At 38.2% G+C, this 22,089-nt stretch carries 20 protein-coding genes and 1 tRNA gene; 11 read left to right on the plus strand and 10 right to left on the minus strand.

Annotation, left to right across the window (positions count from 1 at the left end; genetic code table 11):
• Positions 1–10: 10 nt before the first annotated feature.
• The 3 genes from pnp to CSEC_RS02525 all read right to left on the minus strand — a co-directional run bounded on the left by pnp (position 11) and on the right by CSEC_RS02525 (position 3,135).
• Complete coding sequence (gene pnp, locus CSEC_RS02515; protein ID WP_041016843.1) at positions 11–2,131, minus strand: polyribonucleotide nucleotidyltransferase; 2,121 nt, start codon at positions 2,129–2,131, stop codon at positions 11–13.
• A 324-nt stretch (positions 2,132–2,455) separates the two neighbouring features.
• Complete coding sequence (gene rpsO, locus CSEC_RS02520) at positions 2,456–2,725, minus strand: 30S ribosomal protein S15 (RefSeq protein WP_041016844.1); 270 nt, start codon at positions 2,723–2,725, stop codon at positions 2,456–2,458.
• A gap of 152 nt (positions 2,726–2,877) precedes the next feature.
• Positions 2,878–3,135, minus strand: coding sequence for a hypothetical protein (locus CSEC_RS02525; RefSeq protein ID WP_041016845.1), 258 nt, complete (start codon positions 3,133–3,135; stop codon positions 2,878–2,880).
• 220 nt (positions 3,136–3,355) lie between these two features.
• Between CSEC_RS02525 and CSEC_RS02530 the strand changes: the two genes are divergently transcribed.
• Genes CSEC_RS02530 through CSEC_RS02540 form a run of 3 tightly spaced genes read left to right on the plus strand, consistent with a single transcriptional unit; the run spans position 3,356 to position 4,815 of the window.
• Positions 3,356–4,054 (plus strand): hypothetical protein, encoded by a 699-nt coding sequence (locus CSEC_RS02530; protein WP_041016846.1) that lies wholly within the window; start codon positions 3,356–3,358, stop codon positions 4,052–4,054.
• Positions 4,055–4,061: 7 nt separating this feature from the next.
• Entirely contained in the window at positions 4,062–4,601 is a 540-nt protein-coding gene (gene tadA, locus CSEC_RS02535) for a tRNA adenosine(34) deaminase TadA (RefSeq protein WP_041016847.1), read from the plus strand.
• A complete protein-coding gene (locus CSEC_RS02540) occupies positions 4,576–4,815 on the plus strand; it encodes a hypothetical protein (RefSeq protein WP_053331708.1) in 240 nt (79 codons plus the stop codon). The genes tadA and CSEC_RS02540 overlap by 26 nt, the downstream gene beginning before the upstream one ends.
• 3 nt (positions 4,816–4,818) lie before the next feature.
• Here CSEC_RS02540 and CSEC_RS02545 read toward each other — a convergent pair whose 3' ends face one another.
• A complete protein-coding gene (locus tag CSEC_RS02545; RefSeq protein ID WP_041016848.1) occupies positions 4,819–5,475 on the minus strand; it encodes a hypothetical protein in 657 nt (218 codons plus the stop codon).
• Between the two features lie 259 nt (positions 5,476–5,734).
• Here CSEC_RS02545 and CSEC_RS02550 point away from each other — a divergent pair, with 259 nt between their 5' ends.
• Both CSEC_RS02550 and CSEC_RS02555 read left to right on the plus strand, forming a co-directional pair.
• On the plus strand, positions 5,735–7,993 hold the full coding sequence (locus tag CSEC_RS02550; RefSeq protein ID WP_041016849.1) for an ankyrin repeat domain-containing protein: 2,259 nt from the start codon (positions 5,735–5,737) through the stop codon (positions 7,991–7,993).
• A 3-nt stretch (positions 7,994–7,996) separates the two neighbouring features.
• Positions 7,997–8,491: a type III secretion system chaperone family protein gene (locus tag CSEC_RS02555; protein ID WP_041016850.1), complete on the plus strand. Its 495-nt coding sequence runs from the start codon at positions 7,997–7,999 to the stop codon at positions 8,489–8,491.
• On the opposite strand, the gene CSEC_RS02560 is transcribed toward CSEC_RS02555, so the two are convergent.
• A complete protein-coding gene (locus tag CSEC_RS02560) occupies positions 8,488–9,591 on the minus strand; it encodes a hypothetical protein (protein ID WP_041016851.1) in 1,104 nt (367 codons plus the stop codon). The two genes, CSEC_RS02555 and CSEC_RS02560, sit on opposite strands and share 4 nt — an antisense overlap.
• Before the next feature lie 29 nt (positions 9,592–9,620).
• On the minus strand, positions 9,621–10,514 hold the full coding sequence (locus CSEC_RS02565; RefSeq protein WP_041016852.1) for a rhomboid family intramembrane serine protease: 894 nt from the start codon (positions 10,512–10,514) through the stop codon (positions 9,621–9,623).
• A 75-nt stretch (positions 10,515–10,589) separates the two neighbouring features.
• On the opposite strand from CSEC_RS02565, the gene CSEC_RS02570 reads away from it, so the two are divergent.
• The 3 genes from CSEC_RS02570 to uvrC all read left to right on the plus strand — a co-directional run bounded on the left by CSEC_RS02570 (position 10,590) and on the right by uvrC (position 14,132).
• Positions 10,590–11,459 (plus strand): glycosyltransferase, encoded by an 870-nt coding sequence (locus CSEC_RS02570; RefSeq protein ID WP_079977953.1) that lies wholly within the window; start codon positions 10,590–10,592, stop codon positions 11,457–11,459.
• A gap of 149 nt (positions 11,460–11,608) precedes the next feature.
• Entirely contained in the window at positions 11,609–12,013 is a 405-nt protein-coding gene (locus CSEC_RS02575; RefSeq protein WP_041016853.1) for a hypothetical protein, read from the plus strand.
• Between the two features lie 286 nt (positions 12,014–12,299).
• Positions 12,300–14,132 carry an excinuclease ABC subunit UvrC gene (uvrC, locus tag CSEC_RS02580; RefSeq protein ID WP_041016854.1) on the plus strand — a complete coding sequence of 611 codons (1,833 nt, stop codon included), beginning with the start codon at positions 12,300–12,302 and terminating at the stop codon, positions 14,130–14,132.
• Positions 14,133–14,204: 72 nt separating this feature from the next.
• Here the strand turns inward: uvrC and CSEC_RS02585 are convergent, their stop codons facing one another.
• The 4 genes from CSEC_RS02585 to CSEC_RS02600 all read right to left on the minus strand — a co-directional run bounded on the left by CSEC_RS02585 (position 14,205) and on the right by CSEC_RS02600 (position 19,608).
• Positions 14,205–15,671: a hypothetical protein gene (locus CSEC_RS02585; protein ID WP_041016855.1), complete on the minus strand. Its 1,467-nt coding sequence runs from the start codon at positions 15,669–15,671 to the stop codon at positions 14,205–14,207.
• A gap of 1 nt (position 15,672) precedes the next feature.
• Complete coding sequence (locus tag CSEC_RS02590) at positions 15,673–16,803, minus strand: hypothetical protein (RefSeq protein WP_041016856.1); 1,131 nt, start codon at positions 16,801–16,803, stop codon at positions 15,673–15,675.
• A gap of 161 nt (positions 16,804–16,964) precedes the next feature.
• Complete coding sequence (locus CSEC_RS02595; protein ID WP_041016857.1) at positions 16,965–18,581, minus strand: hypothetical protein; 1,617 nt, start codon at positions 18,579–18,581, stop codon at positions 16,965–16,967.
• Between the two features lie 52 nt (positions 18,582–18,633).
• Positions 18,634–19,608, minus strand: coding sequence for a bile acid:sodium symporter (locus CSEC_RS02600; RefSeq protein ID WP_041016858.1), 975 nt, complete (start codon positions 19,606–19,608; stop codon positions 18,634–18,636).
• A gap of 93 nt (positions 19,609–19,701) precedes the next feature.
• Between CSEC_RS02600 and CSEC_RS02605 the strand changes: the two genes are divergently transcribed.
• The 3 genes from CSEC_RS02605 to infC all read left to right on the plus strand — a co-directional run bounded on the left by CSEC_RS02605 (position 19,702) and on the right by infC (position 21,999).
• Positions 19,702–19,775 (plus strand) — tRNA-Val (locus CSEC_RS02605).
• Positions 19,776–19,861: 86 nt separating this feature from the next.
• A complete protein-coding gene (locus tag CSEC_RS02610) occupies positions 19,862–21,496 on the plus strand; it encodes a hypothetical protein (RefSeq protein WP_041016859.1) in 1,635 nt (544 codons plus the stop codon).
• Positions 21,493–21,999 (plus strand): translation initiation factor IF-3, encoded by a 507-nt coding sequence (gene infC, locus CSEC_RS02615; RefSeq protein ID WP_041016860.1) that lies wholly within the window; start codon positions 21,493–21,495, stop codon positions 21,997–21,999. Before CSEC_RS02610 ends, infC begins: the two co-directional genes overlap by 4 nt.
• Positions 22,000–22,089: the final 90 nt, after the last annotated feature.

Consider the following 22,089-nt stretch of genomic DNA (forward strand, 5'->3'; position numbering starts at 1 on the left):
TAAGCTTAGTTTAAGCAGCAGGGGCTGCCGTTGGCGTTTGAGGAAGCGTGGCCTTTCGGCTTAACTTCACTTGACCTCTTTCATTGATGTCGATGACCTTAACACGGATATTATCGCCTTCTTTAACGACTTCTTCCATGCTCTTAATGCGCATTACATCAAACTCGGAAATGTGGCAAAGGCCCTCTTTTCCGGGTAATATTTCAACAAAGACCCCGAAAGGAACAACTGATGTGACACGACCTGCATAGATGCGGCCGACTTCTACCTCGGAAGTTAATCCCAAGATGAATTCTTTGGCTTTTTCTATACTTGCAAGGTCAGGGGAGGCGATGCTGACTAAGCCATCGTCTGAGATATTAATCTCAACACCTGTTTTTTCGATGATCTCACGGATTTTCTTTCCACCCGGGCCAATAACTTCGCCGATTTTGCTTGGCTTAATTTTTATCGTTTCAATTCTTGGAGCATGCCGAGACATAGCTTTATGCGAAGGGCAAGCGGATAGCATGATTTCCAGGATATGAATACGGCCTTTTTTAGCTTGTAAAAGAGCTGTTTTCATAATCTCTATGGAAATACCCTCTACTTTAATATCCATTTGGAAAGCTGTGATGCCTTCTTTATCGCCGGATACTTTAAAGTCCATATCTCCAAGAGCATCTTCAATGCCAAGGATATCCGATAGAACCACGTACTTATCTTTTTCAAGAATAAGTCCCATAGCGATACCGGCAACCGGGCGCTTAATCGGAACGCCTGCATCCATCATGGCAAGGCATCCTCCGCAGACAGAGGCCATAGAGGAAGAGCCATTAGACTCAGTAATATTAGACTCTAATCGAATGACGTAAGGGAATTCTTCTTTAGAAGGAAGCGTTGGCATTAAGGATCTCTCGGCGAGTTTTCCATGCCCGACTTCTCTTCTTCCCGGAGGTCCCATTCTACCTGTCTCACCGACAGAGAAAGGAGGGAAGAAATATTGAAGATAGAATTTTTCGGAATCTTCGCCTTCCAGGCTTTCAAAACGCTGCGCCATGCTGTCGCCGCCGAGGGTGCAAACCGCAAGGGCTTGAGTTTCGCCTCTTGTGAAAATGCCGCTTCCATGAGCTCTAGGTAAGAAGGAGAGTTCAATGTCTATTGGTCGAATGTCAAAAGGCGATCTGCCATCGCTTCTCACGCTCTCTTCCAAGATCATTTCACGCATCATTTCAGATTCAAGCATCTTATGAGCTTTTTCAACGTACACAGGGTCATGAAGAGGGTCTTCACTATTATCGTTTAATTCCGTGCAGAGAGCCGCTAAAGTATCCGCTTTGATAGCTCCAAGGGCAATTTCCCTCTCTTGCTTTTTATTGATGCGAAGCGCTTTTCTAAGTTTGTCTTTGCCAAGGGAGTTCACAGCATTAATTGTTTCTTGCGGGATTGTAATGAGCTGATCTAAAACCTTTGGTTTGCCGATCTCTTCTTGCCACTTCTTAATTCCTTGTGCGATAATTTTTATCGCAGCGTGGCCGGTTTCAATTGCCTTTAGAACTTCTTCTTCGGTTAAATAATCGGCGTAGCCTTCAATCATTAGGACAGCTTCTTCTGTTCCTGCGATCATAAGATCAAGCTTTGACTCGCTCATCTCGGCAATGGTCGGGTTGATGACAAATCGACCGCCGACCAAACCAACACGAACCCCGGCAATTGGCTTTAGCAAAGGGATGTCTGAGATGGAGAGGGCGGCTGAAGCTGCGCATATGGCTAACGGCTCTGGAGCCACAACCCCGTCATAAGACCATACGTAAGAGAGAAGCTGAACTTCATTATAGTATCCTTCCGGAAACATGGGGCGGATAGGACGGTCAATAAGGCGGCTTACTAAAATTTCTTTTTGTGTGGATTTCCCTTGGCGTTTAATGAATCCGCCGACTGTTTTTCCGGCCGATGAGAAGTTTTCTTGGTAGTCGACTCTTAAAGGGAAGAAATCGGTAGTTCCAACTGTTTTGGCAGCGACAGCTGCGCAAAACACAATAGTTTCACCGGATCTGACAAGAACCGATCCATTAGCTTGTTTTGCGATTTTTCCTGTTTCAAATGAAATGGTTTTTCCGTCCACTTCAACAGAAAAGCTCTTTTTTTCCATAGTGTTAACCTCGTAGGTATTTTTTTGTTAAAAGGTTAACTAAAAGGGAGTTATAGAATTCAGAAAATAGCCCTGAAGATTTCCAGCCCTATTTTCTGATTTCTACACCTTTTAGGATAACCTTGATAAAATTTTAAGATTTCGCTCTTGTTTATTAGAGGGAAATTTTAAAAACTCCGGCATGTCTTATCAAGAGATATTTTTACGTTTGTCTCTTTAGAGGCCTGAAGCTAGATTAGTGTGGATTAAGAAAAGATATTTTGCAATGCTAGAAGATAAAAAAAAGGCAGCTAAAAAGCTGCCTTAACTATACATTCAATAAAATCAGCGACGCAACTTCAGTTTGGTGATCAACGATTGATAACGCACAGTATCTGTAGAGTTAAGATAATCTAAGAGACGGCGGCGTTGACCGACAAGCTTAAGAAGAGCAAGTCGTGATGCATGGTCTTTAGGAGAACGCTTCAAGTGTTCTGTCAGCTCAGCTATGCGCTCTGTCAGTATGGCGATTTGAACATCAGCAGATCCTGTGTCTTTTTCATGAAGCTGAAACTTCTTGGTAATCTCCTCTTTAGTGCCTTTATCTAGAGACATTCAGCGAATCCCCCCCGGGTTTTATGGACAGGCGATGTCCGGTTTAATATTGTTATGTGTAAGGATTTTATAAAGATTATAGCATGTTGGGGATTTATTCAGCAAGACTTAAGGCTTCAGGAGAAATGAGAAAAATTCGGGTTTTGAATATCTTAGACCTTCGTATCTAGGATGACCTCTATGTAAGTCGGGAAAAGATTGCTTTCGTCTCTTCTAAAAACCACCTTAAAGGGCATTTTTAAAAGTCCCTGATACTTAGCTTGTTGAAGTTCATTCCAGATCTCTTTGTGCAGTGTATCATCGGCCTTTCTCCCCTTATATTTAGCTAGGATCCCGTCTACAATTTCCTGCTCCTGCTTTCTTATGATGTCGTATCCGTAAAAAGGATGCTCATCCTCATGTAAACTCATGGTATCCTCTTGCAATTTTGGAAGATATAATGGTAAATTCTTATCTCTTAAGAGAGCCTCTATAAACCTTTGGATTGGAGGATTGCGGTTAGGAAATCTCACTCAATCTGTGGGGTTTTAAGCCTTGTTTTTCGGCAGCTCCTAGGGTTAACAAAAGACCTTCAAGATCTTTAGGTTATAGACTCTCTCTAAATTCAAGAACAAGCAAAAGGTGAACGACATGCTTAAAAATGCAACAAACCACGAGAAATTTGCGATCCTTAGTCCCTGGTTCCATGAAATTGTCTTAGAGGTAAAAAAAGATTTGAAAAATGACCATCTGAGAAAAGACATCCAGTTCCTAAAAGCTTATTTTCCCTCTAAGAATATCAATAAGATATCAAGCGAAGAATTGGTGCAAGGATACTCCTCAGCAATTAAAAATAAGGAGCTTGCTGAGAATTTAGGGGATTTTATCGCCAACCGCTGGCTTTTTAAACATTCGGATGTGTATTACTTTTTTGAAGAAAAGTTGAAGGGCTTAAACGCAGATTTTCAAAACCTTGAAGAAGTAGATGACGAATTTGGCAAAACTTTAATGAATCAGGCTTCACAAAAGTTCGGGTATCAGACTTCTTATATTTTCTCGATCTTGAACTCTGTTGTTTTTTCAAAGAAAATTTTCGATGAATTTAGAGAATTGGCCATAGAAGAAGCTAAACAACATCTCGTTAATAATGAGTCTGCAAAAGAGCTTGAAAGCTGGAATGAGAAAGAAAAAGCCTATGAACTACAAATATCTAGATTAGAAGAAAGATACAAAGATAAGCTTCTTGGCATGCAGAAGAAATATGACAAGGATGTGGAAGCTTTAAAGAAACAGATTTCGATGCTTCAGCGTAAACTGGAAGAAAAGAAAGAAGCTTGTCTTGTTTCGTAAGGAAATCATGACCGTTCCTTTTCCTTTCACAATCGCGGCCTCAAATGATAATGAACGATTCATGCATGAGGCTTTAAAAGAGGCTTGGAAAGCATTTCAACTTGGTGAGGTCCCTGTCGGGGCTATTTTGGTTAAGAATGGACGTATCATTGCGCGGGGGCATAACCAGGTTGAATTGTTAAAAGATGCGACAGCGCATGCCGAGATGCTTTGCATCACTATCGGTGAATCGGCGGTAGAAAACTGGCGTTTGAAGGACACCACCCTTTACTGCACTATTGAACCTTGCTGCATGTGCGCCGGAGCGATGATGCTGTCTCGCATTCCAAAGCTTGTCTATGGAGCAAAAGACATCCGGCATGGAGCTCATGGAAGCTTTATCAATATCTTTGAGAAAGACCACCCTACTCATACGATAGAGATTACAACCGGAGTCCTCGAGAATGAATGCGCTTATTTACTTCGCGATTTTTTCCAAAAGAGGAGGGTTGAAACTGAAAAATTAAAAAAAGGGTTGAAGGATGACTCCTTGGGAAGCCATCAATAATCAATATTTGGAAATCATCTCTCATCAAAAGAGCGTGCTTCTTAAACTCGGAAGAAGGTTTGTTCCAACCCTTACTCCGGACGATATTTTGCAGCCTAATGACTTTCAGGAACTGGAAAACAACCCTCATTTTAGATATGAAGAGGGCGTTTTAGCCGGAATTGAAACTGCTTATGCAGCTTTTTTGGCATTAAAAAGAGAAAGAGAAGCGTAAGAATTAACGCCTGACCTTTCCTTCTGAAAAGTTTTTTAAGATAACAGATAATTCAGCTTGCAATTCAACAAGAGCCTCATTAAATAGTTTTTCCTTTTCAGATTGCGAAAGCCTTCTAGATATAGAGATCCTGTCTAAAAGAAGATGGGATTTATTTAAAAGCTCATCAAACTCTTCTTGAACATCATCAAGTGCAAATCGCCAACACGTTTCAGCGTCTTTTATTTCAGAAGCTTCAATGATCCTTTGATAACTTAGGAAAAAAAGTTTTTTTCTATAGAGCCGATTTGCTTTTCTCTTTGCATTACGAATGATTGAGGAAGCAAGTTCCCGATGGGGGACAATTTTTAAAGCTGTATAACAGGAAAACACGCTCAAAATAAAGCTTAAGGCGCAAAAGAAAAGCCGGGCATTCCCGCTGCTTCCAAAAATGAATTGAGCTGTCCAACTAATTGTTGTGGTATAAAGATGCAAGGAAACTAGAACAAAAAATAGGGATATTGCAAAGAATATGCCTTTATAAGCGTACACCTTAAGTTTGTTTGAAGTATAAGGCTTATACTGCAAGCCGCTCTTACTTTTTTCAATTAACGTTTTAAATAGGTGAAGGTCGTAAGCTGACGGCTTAATCTCTTTTTTCTCTCTTGCTTCTGTTATCATCACTTTCCTCTAATGTAGAAAAGGGTGCGTAAAGTCACGCACCCTTATCTTTTAATAATCTTAAGTAGAAGAATTGCTGTTGTATTTTGTTTAAATACAATTAAGATTCTATATAACTATTTATTATAAGTCAATAAATAATAAATCAAATCTTAATTAATGCTACAATTAATTTTAATTTACTCTTTTGGTTAGTTATATAAATTTACAGGTTTTTATATAATATAATTATCTCTAATTAACCTTAGAGTTTATTTATATGAACAAAATCAGCGGGAATACATATAAAGCTCATATCGCTCAATTAGAATTGGATTTAAATGAAATTAAATCTTTAGAGGTTAATAAACCAAAAGATGCGTCTTTAGAAAACCCTAAAGAAGTGAGAATCTCAAATATTCTTAAAAGAGAGTTAAATTTTTATCGCCAGAGAGAATCTGAGCCTGCTTTATTGGATAGTGCCAGGAAAGCTGATTGGCTTCGGAATTTAGCAAGGGTGGTTGTTTCTAGTCAAAATGAAGAAGAGCATCTTAAAAAAATCAAAAGCATCTTTATGAGAGAGATGAAAGATCTCCCTCTTTTAAAGGATGCAGGAGAGTCCGATGCCACATTATCTGTTTATTTATCCCTAAAATTTTTGATTTTAGCGGGGAACAGCGAGTCTATGCTCTCAAACGTTATTGAGAAATTAGAGCGAGAATCCAAAAGTCCACATCAGCTTTTGATAAAAATCCGTGAAGATCCTTCTCTTCAAACGTACATTCAAAACGTTAAAGACCCGCTTATTCGGGAGTACTTTCTCAATAAGGAATCCTCGTTGGAAGATATCATTAAAAGCATCAAGGACGAGGATCAGATTCTCCCTTACCTTGCCAATTCTGATGTTTCGCTAAACATTGAAGACCTATCTCAAATCATTTTAAAACATGAGTTGGAGGTTAACTTTCCTGACGAAGAAGGAAATACGCCTCTTCATAGTGCTATTTTAAGAGGAAATTATACTCTTGTTAATGCCCTTCTTGAAAATGGGGCAGATTATCAACTTAAGAATAAGGAGGGGTTGACCCCCGTCCAGTTAGCCTCTTTAAATCAATTTAAAAGCGAGATCCATGCTGAAATTTTTAGTGAATTACTCTTTCGAACAAAAGAACAAACGATTTCACTTTTAAAAGAAAAGGTGCAATTAGAAAGTAAGGAGAGAAAAAGCACCCCCTTTCTAGAGATTTTACCCCAAACCGCTACTGCCGGGACCACACTTTCCTCTCTTACTAAAACTTTTGAGGGTTCAGATAGCCCGCTCATTCAGGAAAGCCTTCCCTTGCTGGATAAAGGATCAGATTTCCTTGTATCCTTCAGTACGCAAGGAGCTCTTTATAAACTTGCTGCGCAAGCTCTAACAGGACGCAAGATCATTACTGAGCTCGAAGAAGAGATTGCTTTAGCAAGAGAAAAAATAAGCGGGGAGAAAGATCCGGTAAAGAAAAGGGAGCTTTCAATAAAGGAAGACAAGTTAGTTAAAGAGCTTGAGTTTGCAAAAGCTAGGGAAACAATAGAGATAAAACAAAGCGGAGCTTTATTTTTACAAAAAATGTTTATAGGAATAGACCATGCAAAAATGGGTTCAAGTGAATTTACAAGCTTATTATCTCCAAACAGAGTTTTTGCCGGAACTCAATTCGCAAATACGCTTTTAACCATTTATCAAAATATAGAAGCCAGAAAAGATTTGGAAGAAACAAGGAAACTGATCGTGTCTGCCAGAAATCAAGGCGCAGCACTTAAGGAGCAACTTGAAAGTTTAAGAGACGGGCTTGATAAAGACTCCTCTTTCTATCAACTTTTAGACCTTAAAATCGGTTATTATGACCAAAAAATTTATGAACTCGAACTCCAAGAAAAAGGGATTGCTTTAGGCAAGGGATTTTCTTATCTTTCAGATCTTTGCTACGCAAGCCAAAGCCTTCTTTTGGCGGATGCCTTTACAAGAGATCTTTCCGGAAAAGAAATGGAATTAAATGACGAGGCCAGATCTTATTGGGGGGTAGGTGCCGGTACTTTAGGTTTAGGGTTTTCAGCATTAGCCTCCCCCATGACAGGCGCTTTAAATCTTATAGGAAAGATGTGGACCTATTCAAAAGATGCTTTTAGCAATATCCCTGAAAATATGATCATGGCTGCAAGGGAAGAAAGTGCCCTCAATCAGCTCTATGATGACCCTATGGGGATGGTCTCAAGGAGGGATGCGGAATCTGAAAGGCTCGGACAGGAATACCAAGACCTTCGTTTGCAGCAAGACAAGGCAAAGAAAACGAGAAATACCTTTCAAACACAAGCTAGAACGTTAGGGTTAGATGCGAAAAGCTTTGAAGAGCGGTTAAAGAAGCTTGAAGCTTCTATCGGAGATGAAAACTCGGATGAATCCATAGTTGAGTTTCTTAAAAGAGCCGGTGTGAATACAGAAGGCTACTCACCTGAAAATAGAAGAGCTTTCCTTATTAATTTTTTAATCAAGGGTTAAGGTATGAATGAGGTATTTTCCGGGTATCAAAAAATAGCTGAAAGTTATGGTTTTTTGACAGAATATAACAAGGCGGATGAAGAGCTTTTAATCAAGCTTCCCGGCGAAAAAAGTCAAATCCTCCACCTAAGAATAGATGAGGAGGTTTTTGGGTTTCCTCTATCTGATGAAAAAACCTCCCTTGAGTCTTTTATTCATATTTATACTCTTATAGACATCCCTTTTAACTCAAATAGCCTGCCTGATCTTGCGCGACTAATGAATTTTATAAACAAATCCCTAGAGGCTCCAGGCTTTGTTTTAGATGAAATCAACACACAGATTCTTTACAAAACCGTCTTTTTTAAGCCTAATGAGAAAATCAATGAAAATACCTTCATGTGTCTTCTTGGTTTAATTTCCCTGTATATAGACACTTTTACTCCTTTAATTGAGCGAATCGCAACAGGGGAAAGTTTGGAAGAGCTCTTAGAAAGCGAACTTAAGTCTCTTGTTTAATCCTTTTTTCGAATAATTTCCAAATGCCATTTCTTTTTCTCTTCAATATTAAAAGAAGAAGATGAAAGACTGTCTTTATTCATTTGAAGACAAGTTTCAAAAGTCACTTTTAAAAGATTTGAGGCTTCAATTGCTTTAATAATAATAGGTTTAATAAAAGGGTTTTTGGAAAGTCTTAAGATTTGAAGTGTGGGGTGCTTACAAAGACCTTCTAAGCTGCTATGTGAGATATTAGTCTCACCAAGATCTAAAGTTCTTAGGGTTAAAGAATCCTTTAAAACAGTCACGGTTTCGGGTTGAAAATTAGTTAAACGTATATTTAAATGACTTAACTTTAGAGAGGAGAAAAATGAAACGAACCTTTCGCATGGAACTTTGCCTAGCGTCAATTTTTTTAAGGTTGTAAGAGTACTTAATCCATTTAAATTTCTTTCATCTATTATGGATAGATTTAGGCTCAATTTCTCCAAAGACAACAGCTTAAGTTTGCTTAAGTTTATTTCAACACCCGCATACCGCAGTTCAAGAGCTTTCAAAGCTGTAAATTTAATTAAACTTTCACAACCGCTCTCATTTAGAGATAGGAAGGAAGCGATTTTTAGCTTTTGAAGTGTGGTTGCACATTTATAATCCCCTAGAATCTTTAGAGAAATCTCATCAAAGCACCCACAAATTTTTAAGGAATTCAAATTAGGGCAGGCCTTTAAAAGAAAAAGACTTTCAGAAATTTGATTTAGAGTAAGTTTTTTTATGCGAGTTCCTTCTCGGGAAAAAAGAGATTTAAGTTTTTTATGGGCCTCTACCGGCTTACCTAAATTCCAATAATGAATCAAACCCTCCTCAACAAAACTGGATATGTGAGCTGAGATGGTCTTCATTGTCTGGGAAGGGTCTTTTTTTAAACTTCCTGAAAAGATAAGAGTGGTGTTAAATAAATTTTTAATAAGCTCTTTTTGATCATTCGCTTGCTCTGCCAATTTATATATAAATAGAAGGGTAATCTCATTAGGAACTTCTGTAAGAGGAAATGAAGAGTTTTTTTTTTCCTCTAAAAGCGTCTTTTCCGAAGACCTAAGAAAATCCCCAAAAAAATCAAGCATCCTTGTTTCCCATTAATATATAGTTTTGATTATTTGGTTCGATTTTTTCTCTTTGAAATCCTTTGCATCCGAAGTCTTTCAAAAAAGGTTAAGGAGGCTTTTCCTTTTTTAGTTATTTTTTCGAGCATTTCATCCATGAATCGATCATCATCATTAATTTCCTCACCGGTCCTGATATCAATTATTTTGCTTTCCTTTCTTTTAAAAAAAGAAGTAATCTTGCCGGACATTTTTATAAGGACCTTTTCAAGGGGATTAAAAATTTTAAAAGGGCTTTGAAGCTGCCAAACAAAGAGGCCGTAGACCCAAGCGAAAAGAACTCCGGAAACATAGGATATAAAATAAAGGATATCATAGGCGTTAAGTGTCGTTAATAAAAATAACCCTATAGTAATTGCGACAAGCCATTTGACCTTGACGGAAAAGACGTAGAACACGAAAAGTTTACTATCAGTGTTAAACATAGACCATAGGACAAGTATTGCGAGAATGGAAGCTCCGGGGCCTGCAATTGTCCCGCTGAGACCAAAAATGTAAGCAGAAAGGCAAACCATAGTCCCGGAAAACACACCGCTTCCAAGATAAAATAAAAGGAATTGTTTAGCTCCGACCCGTTCGATGAGATCTCCGCCTACGACCCACAAAAAATAAAGGAGAATAAGAAGGCCAATTAGCCAGCTAAAGGTAATTTGCTCGCCAATTTGACCGTAAACAAACAAGTAGCTAAGAGGTTGGTAAATAAGTCCTTTCGCAACAAGAAGAGGGTTTAGACTTAAAAGGGTTTGCGGTCCGACGATTCGAAAAACTTCATGAATAAAGATCTCGAAAAGCGAGGAAAAAATGCTCGTAAGAGCTGTGATAAGGATCAAACGCTTTAGAAGAGAAGGCGTTTTGCGGTTTTGTGTTTGATAGTAGGATCTCATAGTTCTATTTCTTAAAACGTGAATATTTATTATAACAAAAACTAAGTGTATCTAACGAGAAAATCTTTTTAATTTATGGATAAAAAAAATAAACCCTCGCCCAAAAGAGAACAATCCCTAAGTTTATTAAAAAAAAATTTAGAGGATCGGGAATTTGAATTTGCAGATTACGAATACCCAAAAGCGACCATCATTTTGCCAACCTACAATTCATCCCAGTTAATTTCTATCACTATTGAAAGCGTCCTTGATCAGCAATACCCTGATTTTGAGCTCGTCGTGATAGACGGTGGATCACTTGATAGGACAGTTGAGATTATTAAAAGCTTAAAAAACGATCGAATCAAGGTTTTTTCCATTGCGGGCAATAAACGTTATGAGCTTATTAATAAGGGAATCGCCCAAGCGGAAGGCCAATATATTTCCATTCTCTTCCCGGGTGATTTTTATATTTCAAGACACGCCCTTAGACATGCGATGGGCTTTGCGATTCAAAATGAATTGCCTGATCTTATTTATTCAGGGGCTCTTCTGAGAGACGGAAAAAAAGAAGCTAAGATTCTCTACAGGCCTCTTAGTATTAATTATTTGAAACGGGGCCAACAGCCGACCAGTTTACAATCATGTTGGTTTAAAAATGATGTCTTCAAAGAAGTTGGAAAATTCAATACCGACCTCGATATGAGGGGAGGCTATGAATTACTTTGCCGAATGGCTCTAACTTCCAGATTTTCCATCTCTTCTACTAGCAGGGTTCTTTCTGATTATGATCTGAGGTCTGTGACTCGGAAAATGGTGTTGGTTCACTTTTTTGAAACAGGTAAAATTATTTTTTCATTTTTTGGTCTATTCCCCCTCCTGCACTGGGTTTTTATTCAAAAAGATATTAAACGTTTTTTTAAATTATGGCTAGGAAGGCTTCGAGCAGCCTTCTTGGGTAGATGATCCCCTTTTATTATCTTAATCAATTATTGCAAAAAATAGTTAACTATTGATATTAAATACAGTAAAGATGTATTATGTTGATGCTGTTTTTTTCGAATTATTAAAATTCGAGTATTTGTTTAATAAATAATATAAGTAGGAGAATCGTTATGCATAACGTAGGTTCTAGTGCACCCGCTTCTATCCCTTTTCAAGGTGTAGATCCGGTAGATGAAAAAAAAGAAGCTCGAGAGGCTCAACAGGAGCCAAAAAAAGTTGAAGGCTTTGCAAATCAATTTTTTAAATCTATTATGAGCTTGGCCGGGTTTGTAGCCATCTCACTCGGAGCTGTTTTCTGCAGAAAGCTAATCACTGACATGTCTAAAGATCAAAAAAAAGAAGGATTGTCAGCTGAGTTCACATCCCTTGGAAAATCGGTTATTGATACTCTAGCTGCGAAAGCCCAAGAAACTTTTGAGGAAGTTTGTCCGGCAAAGCCTTTGCCGCCTGAAGTTTTTAGCTCTTTTGTGAAGTGGCAAAAAAGCCATGAAGCGAATGATATTTTATATTCGTAAACATTAAGCCCAATAAGAGAGCGGTTTTTTACTTGCTCTCTTATCAAAATTGCCTTCCAAATGTTTTTTTCTGCTATAATGTTTATGTACACCGCGTCTTTTAAAAGTTGGTTTTTATTTTCGCCGGTACCCTGGCATTTAAATCCTCGCTGCATAGCAAGGCTGCCTTTAGGCAGGCGCATCTCACCGCCGGTAATTTGGATTTAAATCCCAGGCAACCTCTTTGCTAGAATTCCAACTTTTGAAATACTATGTGTATAACCTTTATAATTAATATAAGAAAACTATGGCATTTGATCTTTCCATCTTAGAAAAAATTCCGGCAAAGCCCGGCGTTTATATTATGAAAGGCAGTGAGGGAGCGATCCTTTATGTCGGAAAGGCAAAGAACTTAAAGGTTCGAACACGCCAGTATTTTACGCCCGGAAGGGATGGCAGATACTCAATTCCTTTTCTTGTTTCTAAAGTTTTGGATATAGAAACCATTGTTGTCGCTTCAGATAAAGAAGCCCTTCTTCTTGAAAATACCCTTATAAAAACGCATAAGCCGAGATACAATGTTCTTTTAAAAGACGATAAAACGTATCTAGCCCTAAAAATAACCACGAATCAGGAATGGCCGATGATCCAGGTGGTTCGATATAAAGGGACACCCAAAAAAGAAGGGACTTTTTTTGGCCCCTATACCAGTGCTCAAGCAGCTAGAAAATCGATAGATCTTTTAAGCCGCCTCTTTCCTCTAAGACAATGCAGCGATCAGGAATTCGTTCGGCGCACAAGACCCTGTATTCTTTATGGGATGAAAAGGTGCTTGGCGCCTTGCGTAAAATTTTGCACCCATGAAGAGTATCAAAAAAATGTAGATAGAACGATTGATTTTCTGAAAGGCCGGGATGATGAGATTCTTCGTGAACTGACTCAAGAAATGGAAGAAAAAAGCAAAAATCTAGAGTTCGAAGAGGCCGACCGAATTTTAAAAACCATCCGTTATATCAAAGCCACCTTAGAGAATCAATCGGTTGATAAACCCTTTGGCGGAGATAGCGATGTCTTCGGTCTTTATCGGGAAGGCAGCGAGGTTTCCATTTCCCAGATGCTCTTTAGAAGCGGTAAATTAACAGGGGGCAGATCCTTTCAGTTTAGAGATACGATTCAAGAATCAGATGAGCTTCTCACCTCATTGCTTCTACAACTATATGAAAATGGGGTAGAGATTCCGAAAGAGATCCTTTTGCCTATTTTTCTTGAAGATAAAGCTTCTTTAGAATCCATTTTATCTGAACAAAAAGGTTTTAAAGTGCGTCTTCATAGGCCTCAAAAAGGGGAAGGGAAAACGCGTATAAAAATGGCTGAGGATAACGCGGCTGCTATTTTTAAAAAAGAACGTGATGAAAAAGGGGTTAAAGAGAAAATCCTTCTTGAGATGCAAGAAAAGTTTCATCTTACCAAATTTCCAAGACAGGTGGTATGCTTTGATACTTCCAACTTGCAAGGATCTAACTATGTCGCTTCCATGGTAGTTTTTCAAGACGGGATGCCGGCCAAGAAAAGTTATCGGCGATACGCTTTAAAAATCACAAGTTCTCCCGATGATTATGCGGCTTTCTATGAAGTTTTAAATAGAGCCTTAGGTCGTTTCAAAAATGAAAATAACCTTCCTGATTTAGTGATTGTAGATGGAGGAAAGGGCCATCTTAATATTGCCCTCAAGGTGCTTCGGGAACTTGATATTGTGGTCGTCAACCTTATTGCGATTGCAAAAGAAGAGGCTCGCCATGATAAGGGAAGCACAGAAGAAAAAATATTTTTGCCTGAAGTTAAAGATCCTGTCATATTAAAAAAGAATTCATCGCTCCTTTTTCTATTACAACAAATTCGAGATGAAGCTCATCGCTTTGCTATTACCTACCACCGAAAGAAGAGAGCTCAGAATACCATGAAATCCTCTTTAGAGAGGATAAAGGGCATTGGACCAAAGAAACGAATTGCCTTATTAAAAACTTTTGGCAGCGTTAAGAAAATTCAGGAAGCAACAGAGGAGATGCTTTTGAATGTGGCTGGTATTACAAAAAATGACATAAAGGCCATAAAAGAGTTTTACAACGTTAATCCTAGCTAAATGGAAAAGGCCCATTAGCTAACCTTTATAGTTAAGTAATGGGCCTTAATTCTTTAAAAAAAGAGCTTAATTCTAGCTTAATATCTTGCTTTTCCACTCTTGGTATTCTTTATTTATTTTTGCGACACAGCTCTTTACCTGCTCTATAGTCAGCATACCTTTTTCAGGATTAAAACTTTTTACGATCTTCTCAATCGAGTTTGCTAAAAAATTTGTTATTTCTACATTAATCGATTGTTTTTTCAAAAGAGCAATGAGCCTGCTTTTTAAGGTAGACGGAGATATTTTATTATTGTCGCCAAGAATCGTTAGAATCGTTTTTTCTAAAATTAACTCATTTGGCAATTTTGCAATAAGATCTTTAATATCGACAGAAGATTCAAGGAGACTTGCTTCTTCTTGAGCTCTTTGGGATCTTGGAATTGCTTTTGGCAAAGTCATGCCTCCGGTGCTTGGTCTTCTAACTCTAGTTGGAACCGTCGCCGGCGCTGGAGGTTGCGAGTACATCTTTGGTCTTTTTGCGGGAACAGGTTGAGGGATAGGAGCTTCAGGTATACTTGATTCAGCGGAAGTTTCCAGGCTCATCCTTGGCCTTTTTGCAGCAGGAGGATGCGAAGGCGCCGAACTGCTAGAAGCAGCAGCAGCTGGAGCTCGTTCAGAAGTTTCTCTTTGAACATTTGAACCGATAGGATTTTCGACTCCATTAAGTTCTTTTTGTAGGTCGTTTGCAAATTGAGCCAGTACTTTTTCTTCTTTTATGGATTCTTCATTTCTCTTTCTTTTTCTTTCCCTTAGCACCTCAAGTCTGCCTTTATCATCTAAAAGAAGAAGTTCTCTTTCCAAATTCTTCTCTTCTTCCTCGTTGTTATCAACAACGATATCCATCAGTTTTCGGGCTGTACTCGGGCTCAAAACTTCAACGGTACCTGCTTCAAGTGTAGCTACGGGTAAATCAACACGGCTTGGAGATGGATTTTGCACCGGAGCTTGCAAAGAGTATAAAGATATTGGTGCGTCGCTTGCAGATTTAGTAAATGTACGTGATGCCAGTCCATCAATTTCATTATAAAAAGAAGGTGGCGCTTTGTCTCTTACAGCAGCAAGAGAAGACAATATTTCGTCTTTTTCCGCTTTGGAAAAAGGAGCTTCAATTCGTTTTTTTAAAGCCTCAATTGTTTCGCGAACTTCTAGGGTTATGTGTTCTTCCTTAGAAGCGATTATTTCAGAAGGCGAGCTGACAGATGGGTTTCTTAGGGCTGCAAAGTTACGGTTAAATATTAAATTTGCATAGCCTGTACGGCAGAGAATGCAAATAGGAGTGCCTATTTCTTTTCGTAGCTCTTTCCATCTGTATTTTGAAAGCGTAATACCGCACCCGTGCTCACAGTCGACAGTGTAGGGATCTTCAAATTTTTCACGAGACCATTCAACAACTCTTTGCTCTAAAGCAGTGAGAGTTTTTTTAAGATCGGGAACAGTTCTTTCTTGAGGTTGGCTAGGAGCTGTTCTCTCTATAGGCCCTTTAGCTGGAACTTGCATATTAAATACCTCTATTATTAAAATATTTAGACTTATAAATCTTGTACCCTTCATTTATTTGACTCAGGATTTCACGTATGAGCTCATAGGTTAAAAACTCACCGTATTGAGGGAGCAAGGAAAGCGGTTTTTTTACATTCGTTTCGAAATCTTTTGGAAACTTATAGGAGTTGATAAGGTTATCAAGAATACAAACTAGTTTATTACAATGAACTTGAACATTGCTAAGACCGGAGAAGTGTTCTTCTATTTGAGAGAAAACATCAACTTCGTGTAGAAGAATTTCAGGGAAGCTCTGCCTAACTCTTTCCCCAGGACCTTTAGACTTACAGGCTGCTTGATCATCAGCTATTTCCTTCCCTTTCTCTTTTTCCTTTCCTTTTCTGCTTTTTTTGTGCTGAGTCTCAATTTCTTTTTCTTTTCCGGAAAAAACATCTGCTTTTCTTTTGCTTCCGCAACTATCGGAGCTTTCTGATCTTTTTTCTGAATCTTCTTCTTCCTCGACGACCTTTCTTTTATAACTTGGGAATAATTGTTTTGACAGCTCTTGATATTCCTCAGCAGAAGTCGGGGATAATTCGAAAGCTTCTTGAAGAGCTGCAAAAGCTGCCGCCCGAATAGATTTTTGGGTTTGGCTCACTATACTGTGGGGTTGTAAGTTTTGAATAGCTTCTTGAGCTATTTCCATCTGATGCGCAGTATCTATTGGGCGTCTTTTAAAAAATTCTTCTAATCGATCTGCAACCGGTCTTTGAGATCCCGGCAAAGAGAGTTCTTCTGCTATTGGAGTGTTGTAAATAAGTCTTGTAAACACATTTTCGCAAACGACGCATTTGCTTCCTTTCTCTTGGAGCTTTTTCCAAGTGGATAAATCTAATGTAGAGCCGCAACCGCAATTTGACATATAGGGCGCTTTCAAAAGTTCTTTCGTAATAGGATCAATTAAAGCTGCGGATTGTTCAAGGCTTGTTCTTTCTTCTGATTTTGAAGTCGGAAAATAACCAAAGGCTTCTGTAAAGGCTCCGTTTACCACATGATAGCGAGAAGTCGGGCCGTTTGAACTTGTAAAGTGATCGTGTGAAGAAGTAAGCGATGGTTGAGTCCCCAGATAACTTGAAGTTTGTGCTTCCATAAAACTCTCTATTTTAATTCTGTTTAAAAAATATTATTATAAATTGTTGATTTTTTTCTTATTTAAAATTTAATATAAAATACTTTAGCTTATTTGGTAATTAAATAAAACCATTCATATTAAAGGATAGGTTAATTTTATTAATTAAAAAAAATTTTTTTTCATTTGTGAAAGAATATTTCAGGTATTTTTCTTTTCAAGGTCGTTAAAATTTTAAGGGCGTTAGCTGGGCTGTCTGATTGAAGCTCCTTTAAAACTTCTTCAACTGTAGAGGGAGCTTGAAAGAAAAGACCGGTAGCTGTTGAAAAATTTTCTTTTAGATAGTTATCTTCAGTCAACTTTTTAATATAAAAGGCAATAAGTTCTTCTTTTTTTAAACGGGCTTTTTGAAAAGCTTTGACTTGCTGATGTGCTCTTTTTTGATATTTTGAATCCTTACTTGCAGCTTCGTCAAATTCAGAGGAGTCAATCGAGGACAATGCTACCTTTTTTAGCTCTTTTTCACCTGGGGTTGAATCTTTTTTAAGAGATTCTCTTGGAGAATCATTTCTTGGTGAAGGTTCGTCTTTCTGAAATTCGTTTCTTGAGGAAAGTTCTCTCTCTCTCGAAAATTTCATTTCATCAACCAAGCTTGCTTTTCGTGACCTCTCTGCTTGCATTTTTGTGTGATTGTTAAGCTCCGCTTTTAATTTTTTTGCTATTCCTAGGTGATGAGAGATATTTGAGAAAGTTCTCGGCCCTTCCAGAAAAAATAATCGCTCCTTATTTTTTTCCCTAAAATTAGCGGTAAAAGCAGTGTCTTCTACAAGTTCTTTAAGAGCCTCTTGAAGAGTTGACGAAAGATCTAGATTACAGGCTTCGATTTTTTTATTGGAATAAATAAAAGAAAGGTCATTTAAACAGGCGAGGGCGCTTTCTAGCCCTTTATTTATATCTTCGTTCTCGGAATTTAACTTAAGCGATCCTTTATTTTTTACAAGACCAAAAGCAAAATCCCTTAATTCCAAACCTGCAAGTAAAAAAGAGTTGTTTCTAAGAAATAAAGCAGCCTCAATTAGAGCAAGGATTCGTTTATTTAGCTGATGTAAGGCTACCATTTTCTTATCGCCATCCATGAATTCTTTAACCCTTTCTTTTAGAGTTTGAGTTTCTAAAAGAATCAGAAAGTCGCTCTCTTCTTTGCCTTTTTTTATTAACTCAGCAGTTTCCGCTTTAAGAAATCCAAACTCAAAAGATGAATATTCTTTCCAGTACCTTAAAACAGGATCGATTTCATCGATAAAAACATAATTTTCAAGAGCTCTATCAAAGGCGCGCTTTCCTTCGTCTGTTGGATAGAAGACAGGCGAAATTTGATGAAGTGAGAGATCATATTTAAAAGCCTCGATCTGCATAAAAGCATTAACTGTCTGAAATTGTAATTCCCAAAAACTGTTAAAAATAGACTTTTGTATTTTTTTGGCTCTAGCTAAGCGCGTCTCTTGATTATTGACAACATTGACTGTGAATTTATTTCTTATGAAGTTATCGTGCAGTTCTGTTGCAAATTCAAGGTATTTATCTTTTCCTTCGATCACAAAGGCGTTAATCAAAGCCTCAATCCTCAAGTTTTGTTGGTAAAGCCCATTTTTTCTCGCTTCCGGATTTTTAAAGTCTTTTTTTAATCTTTTCCGAAATTCTTTTTTCTCTAAAAGCAGGTCGAAATTAAAAGTCGTTAGTTCACTGAAGGATTCATGCACACGAGGGGTTAAGTAGCCCATTAGGTCCGAGGAGCCCATAAAGTACCTATTTATAAATGATTGTATTTATACCAAAGTTGCAACTTGGGTTTTAATTCAGCTTTTCTTTTTGTCCTAATAAAAAGAGTAAAGCGCTCGAGCCCGTCCATTGAATGAGTGTATAAAATAGAAGTGGAAATAGTAAAAAAGATTGCTCCGATGATGACAAGAAAAATGATTCGGCGAGAGGGATTCCAAGAACCGCTGTTTTTTGAGTTAATATGAAGATGGAAGCAATTTTACGTTTCCTCGAAAAGGCCATAAAACGGCTTAGAATAAAAGATAGGGCTAAAAAAAGCAGATAAAGAATAAAAGTCTCTAATAAAAGAATGGGATAAGAAATTTTTGCAGATAAAAAGTCGTTATCTATTTGGAAAAAGCTCTCAGACAGGCTTAAGTAAACGATAGCTAGGAGCAAAAAACGCTGAAAATATTTTAGAAAAAGTTTAATTGCATCTCCCGGGTTCAATTTTCTTAAAGCTAAACCAAGAGAAAAAGGAAGGAGCGCTATTAAAAATAAATTTAAAGCAAGAAGGCCTGTATCAAAACTCTCTCTATGCCAGTTAGGGATAAAATAGCCTGTGATCAGGGGAACGATAAATAAGCCCAAAGTGTTTCCGATAATGGAATTAATTAACGTGAATGTGGAATCGCCCTCAGCAATCTTTGTAAAAATGGAAGCTGAGGCTACAGTTGTCGGCAATGAAGACAAAAGAACAATGCCGGCAAGGATCAAAGGCGATAAGTAAAAATTTTTAAAGAAAAGCTCATGCAGCAATAATCCTATTAGAACGGAGATTAAAAAAGTTGCCGCTTGAATGAGGAGGCAATCTCTTAAATAAAAGAACTCAAACCATTTTTCTTTTTTTATCTCTATTCCGTTGATAAAAAAAATCAAAGCGGCAAGAAATGAAGTTGCTTTTTCCGGATGTAAAAGAGAGCCTTTAGAGCCTATTGAGGGGAATGAAAAAGCCAAAATGAAGAGGAAGACGGCGCATGCTAAAAAAACGATATCCTGCTTTCGCATAATTTTCCTTCAATAGAATAAATGTTCTTCAACTCTTTTAAGCTTGTCAATAAACCATGAAGCGGCTAATATCACAGCTTCTTTTTAAGAAACGGGGTATTAGCTCAGTTGGTTAGAGCGCCACGTTGACATCGTGGAGGTCAGCTGTTCGAGTCAGCTATATCCCAACCCTTCTTTAAGGATAACAAAATCTTAGAGGGGTATACGCCAAATAGCGAATACCCCTTATTGTTTTTAGTTTCAATAGACACTTATGAAAAAGCCGTCAATAATCCAAGCCAGCGCAAAAATTCTTCTTGCTTTGGCGGTAAAAGAAATTTTTCCAAAAGTTCGCCTGGCTGGCGGAGGAAGTAATTCCTTCGAATTCTATTATGATTTTATTAACCTTTCAGAAACCTTAGATGCAAAAGCTCTTGAATTTATAGAAGATCGGCTAAATCGGCTTCTTAATGAAAAAATTTCTTTTTCCACCCATGAAATGGTGTTTGAGAACGCAAAAAAAATGTTTTTGCAAGAAAAGTTCATGGAAAGAGTCGCTCAATTAGAGCGTTGTCCAGGAGGGTTAATCCCGCTTGTCCGTGTTAAAAATTTTTGGGATGTTCTGGATCACCCGGTCTTGGATCACTCCGGTGAAATAAAAGCCATTAAGCTATTGGGGTTTAAAAATGAAACTATTTGGCTGCCGGAGGGTAAGAAAACCCCTGTCATAAGAATCCTTGGGCTTGCAGCAGAAACACGCGATGAGCTCAAAAAAAAGGTTAAAGAAAGGTCTTTGCATTTAGAAAAGCAAAACTTTGCTAAAGCACTCAAGCTAGGTCTCGTAGGAGAAGTAGAGAAGGCGCCCCCGGGTGTGTTCCTCTTCAAAAGTGAAGGGGTTGAGGTTGTCGATCGTCTAAAAAATTATTTAAAAAAAGCTTCAGAGGGTAGGGGACTCCCGTTTTTAGACTTGGAGCTTGTTAGAAATTGGAAGGGAAATTTAAAAGAATCACTTGCTCCCCTGGATTTGCTTTCTTTATTAGGGCCGATTGAAGGGCCGAATGGGACTTCTTCTTTTTTTGAAATTAAGAGAGTGGGGGAACATCCGCCCAGGTTTTTAAAAAATAGCCTTTATCAGCCCCTTTTTTCCTATAGAGATGAGAGTTATATCTTTTGTTCTAAAGAAAAGCTTCAGGCAGAACTTAATTCATCCTTGCAATTCATCCAAGAAAACGTTAATATATCTGGAACTGAGAGTAAGTGGCAGTTTGTCCGAGCTCGATCGGGCAAACAAAGAATCAGTTTAAGCGAAAAATTACTGGAAACTGCCCTAGTAAGGTCCCAGGTGGAATGGGAAGAAGTTACTTCCGAGACAGCCGAAACTTCGAAAATAATTCTTAATTATAAAGATGTTTTCGGAGACCTTTGGGAAGGCCCTTTTATTGAAGTGCTGACTCAATTGGGAAATAGCAAAGGAGACTCTCCAAGAGAATCATCGGTTTCGTTAATACGTTATTCCTTGCTGGGCTCCCTAGAGCGGTTCTTAGCTTTTTGGCTTGAACGCCATGGTTCGCTCCCTTTAGCGCTAATGCCCTGGCATGGACGCATTGAGTTCCATAAAAAAGAATTTCTTCCAATAGCGGAAAAAATTAAAATGGAAGCTATTCGGGAAGGGGTTCGGCTTTATATTGACCGCTCGGAAGATCTTACTAAAAAGGTAAACTCTAAGTTAGAGATGCCTTTTAACGTTTTAATAAGCGGACAAGATAAAGACCAGATTACGCTTCAAGCAAAAGGTTTTTCTGAGGAAAAACTTGAAGTAAGGGAAATAATAGAGCGCATCGCCGAAGCACTACGAATAGAATCTGTCCCGACCTTTTTGCGGGACCAACGGAGATACAATAAGGATTGAGAAGCAATAGAGAAATCCGCGCGCACAAAGTGCGGTTAATCAACGAAGAGGGCGAACAAGTCGGAATTGTTTCATTTCAAGAAGCGCTTACGAAGGCTGAAGAAGCCGGATTAGACCTTGTTGAAATCGTCCCAACGGCAACGCCTCCAATATGTAAGATCATTAATTTCGGTAAATTCCGATATGATCAGACAAAAAGGGAAAAAGAAAGTAAAAAAGCGCAGCATCAAATTAAGGTTAAGGAAGTTAAACTTAAGCCGAATATAGATGAACATGACCTTCAAACCAAATTAAGGCAAGCGCGAGAGTTTTTAGATAAAGGCAACAAAGTAAAAATAACGTTGTCCTTTAGAGGTAGGGAAATGGCACATCCTGAAATCGGAGAAAATCTGATGAATCGGGTATGTGAAGAGCTAGCAGAGGCGGCAATAGCTGAGTCCGAACCGAAAAGAATGGGAAGGATTCTAATTGTTGTGTTAGCTCCTAAGCCAAAGAAGAAATAAAGGTGTTTTAGCCAATTTCTTATAGTGTGGAAGCTCTTTAAAGCTCGAAAATATAAGAACATTCAAACACATAAGACGCTATTCAGGAGA

It is taken from the genome of Criblamydia sequanensis CRIB-18, assembly GCF_000750955.1.
GTDB lineage: Bacteria > Chlamydiota > Chlamydiia > Chlamydiales > Criblamydiaceae > Criblamydia > Criblamydia sequanensis.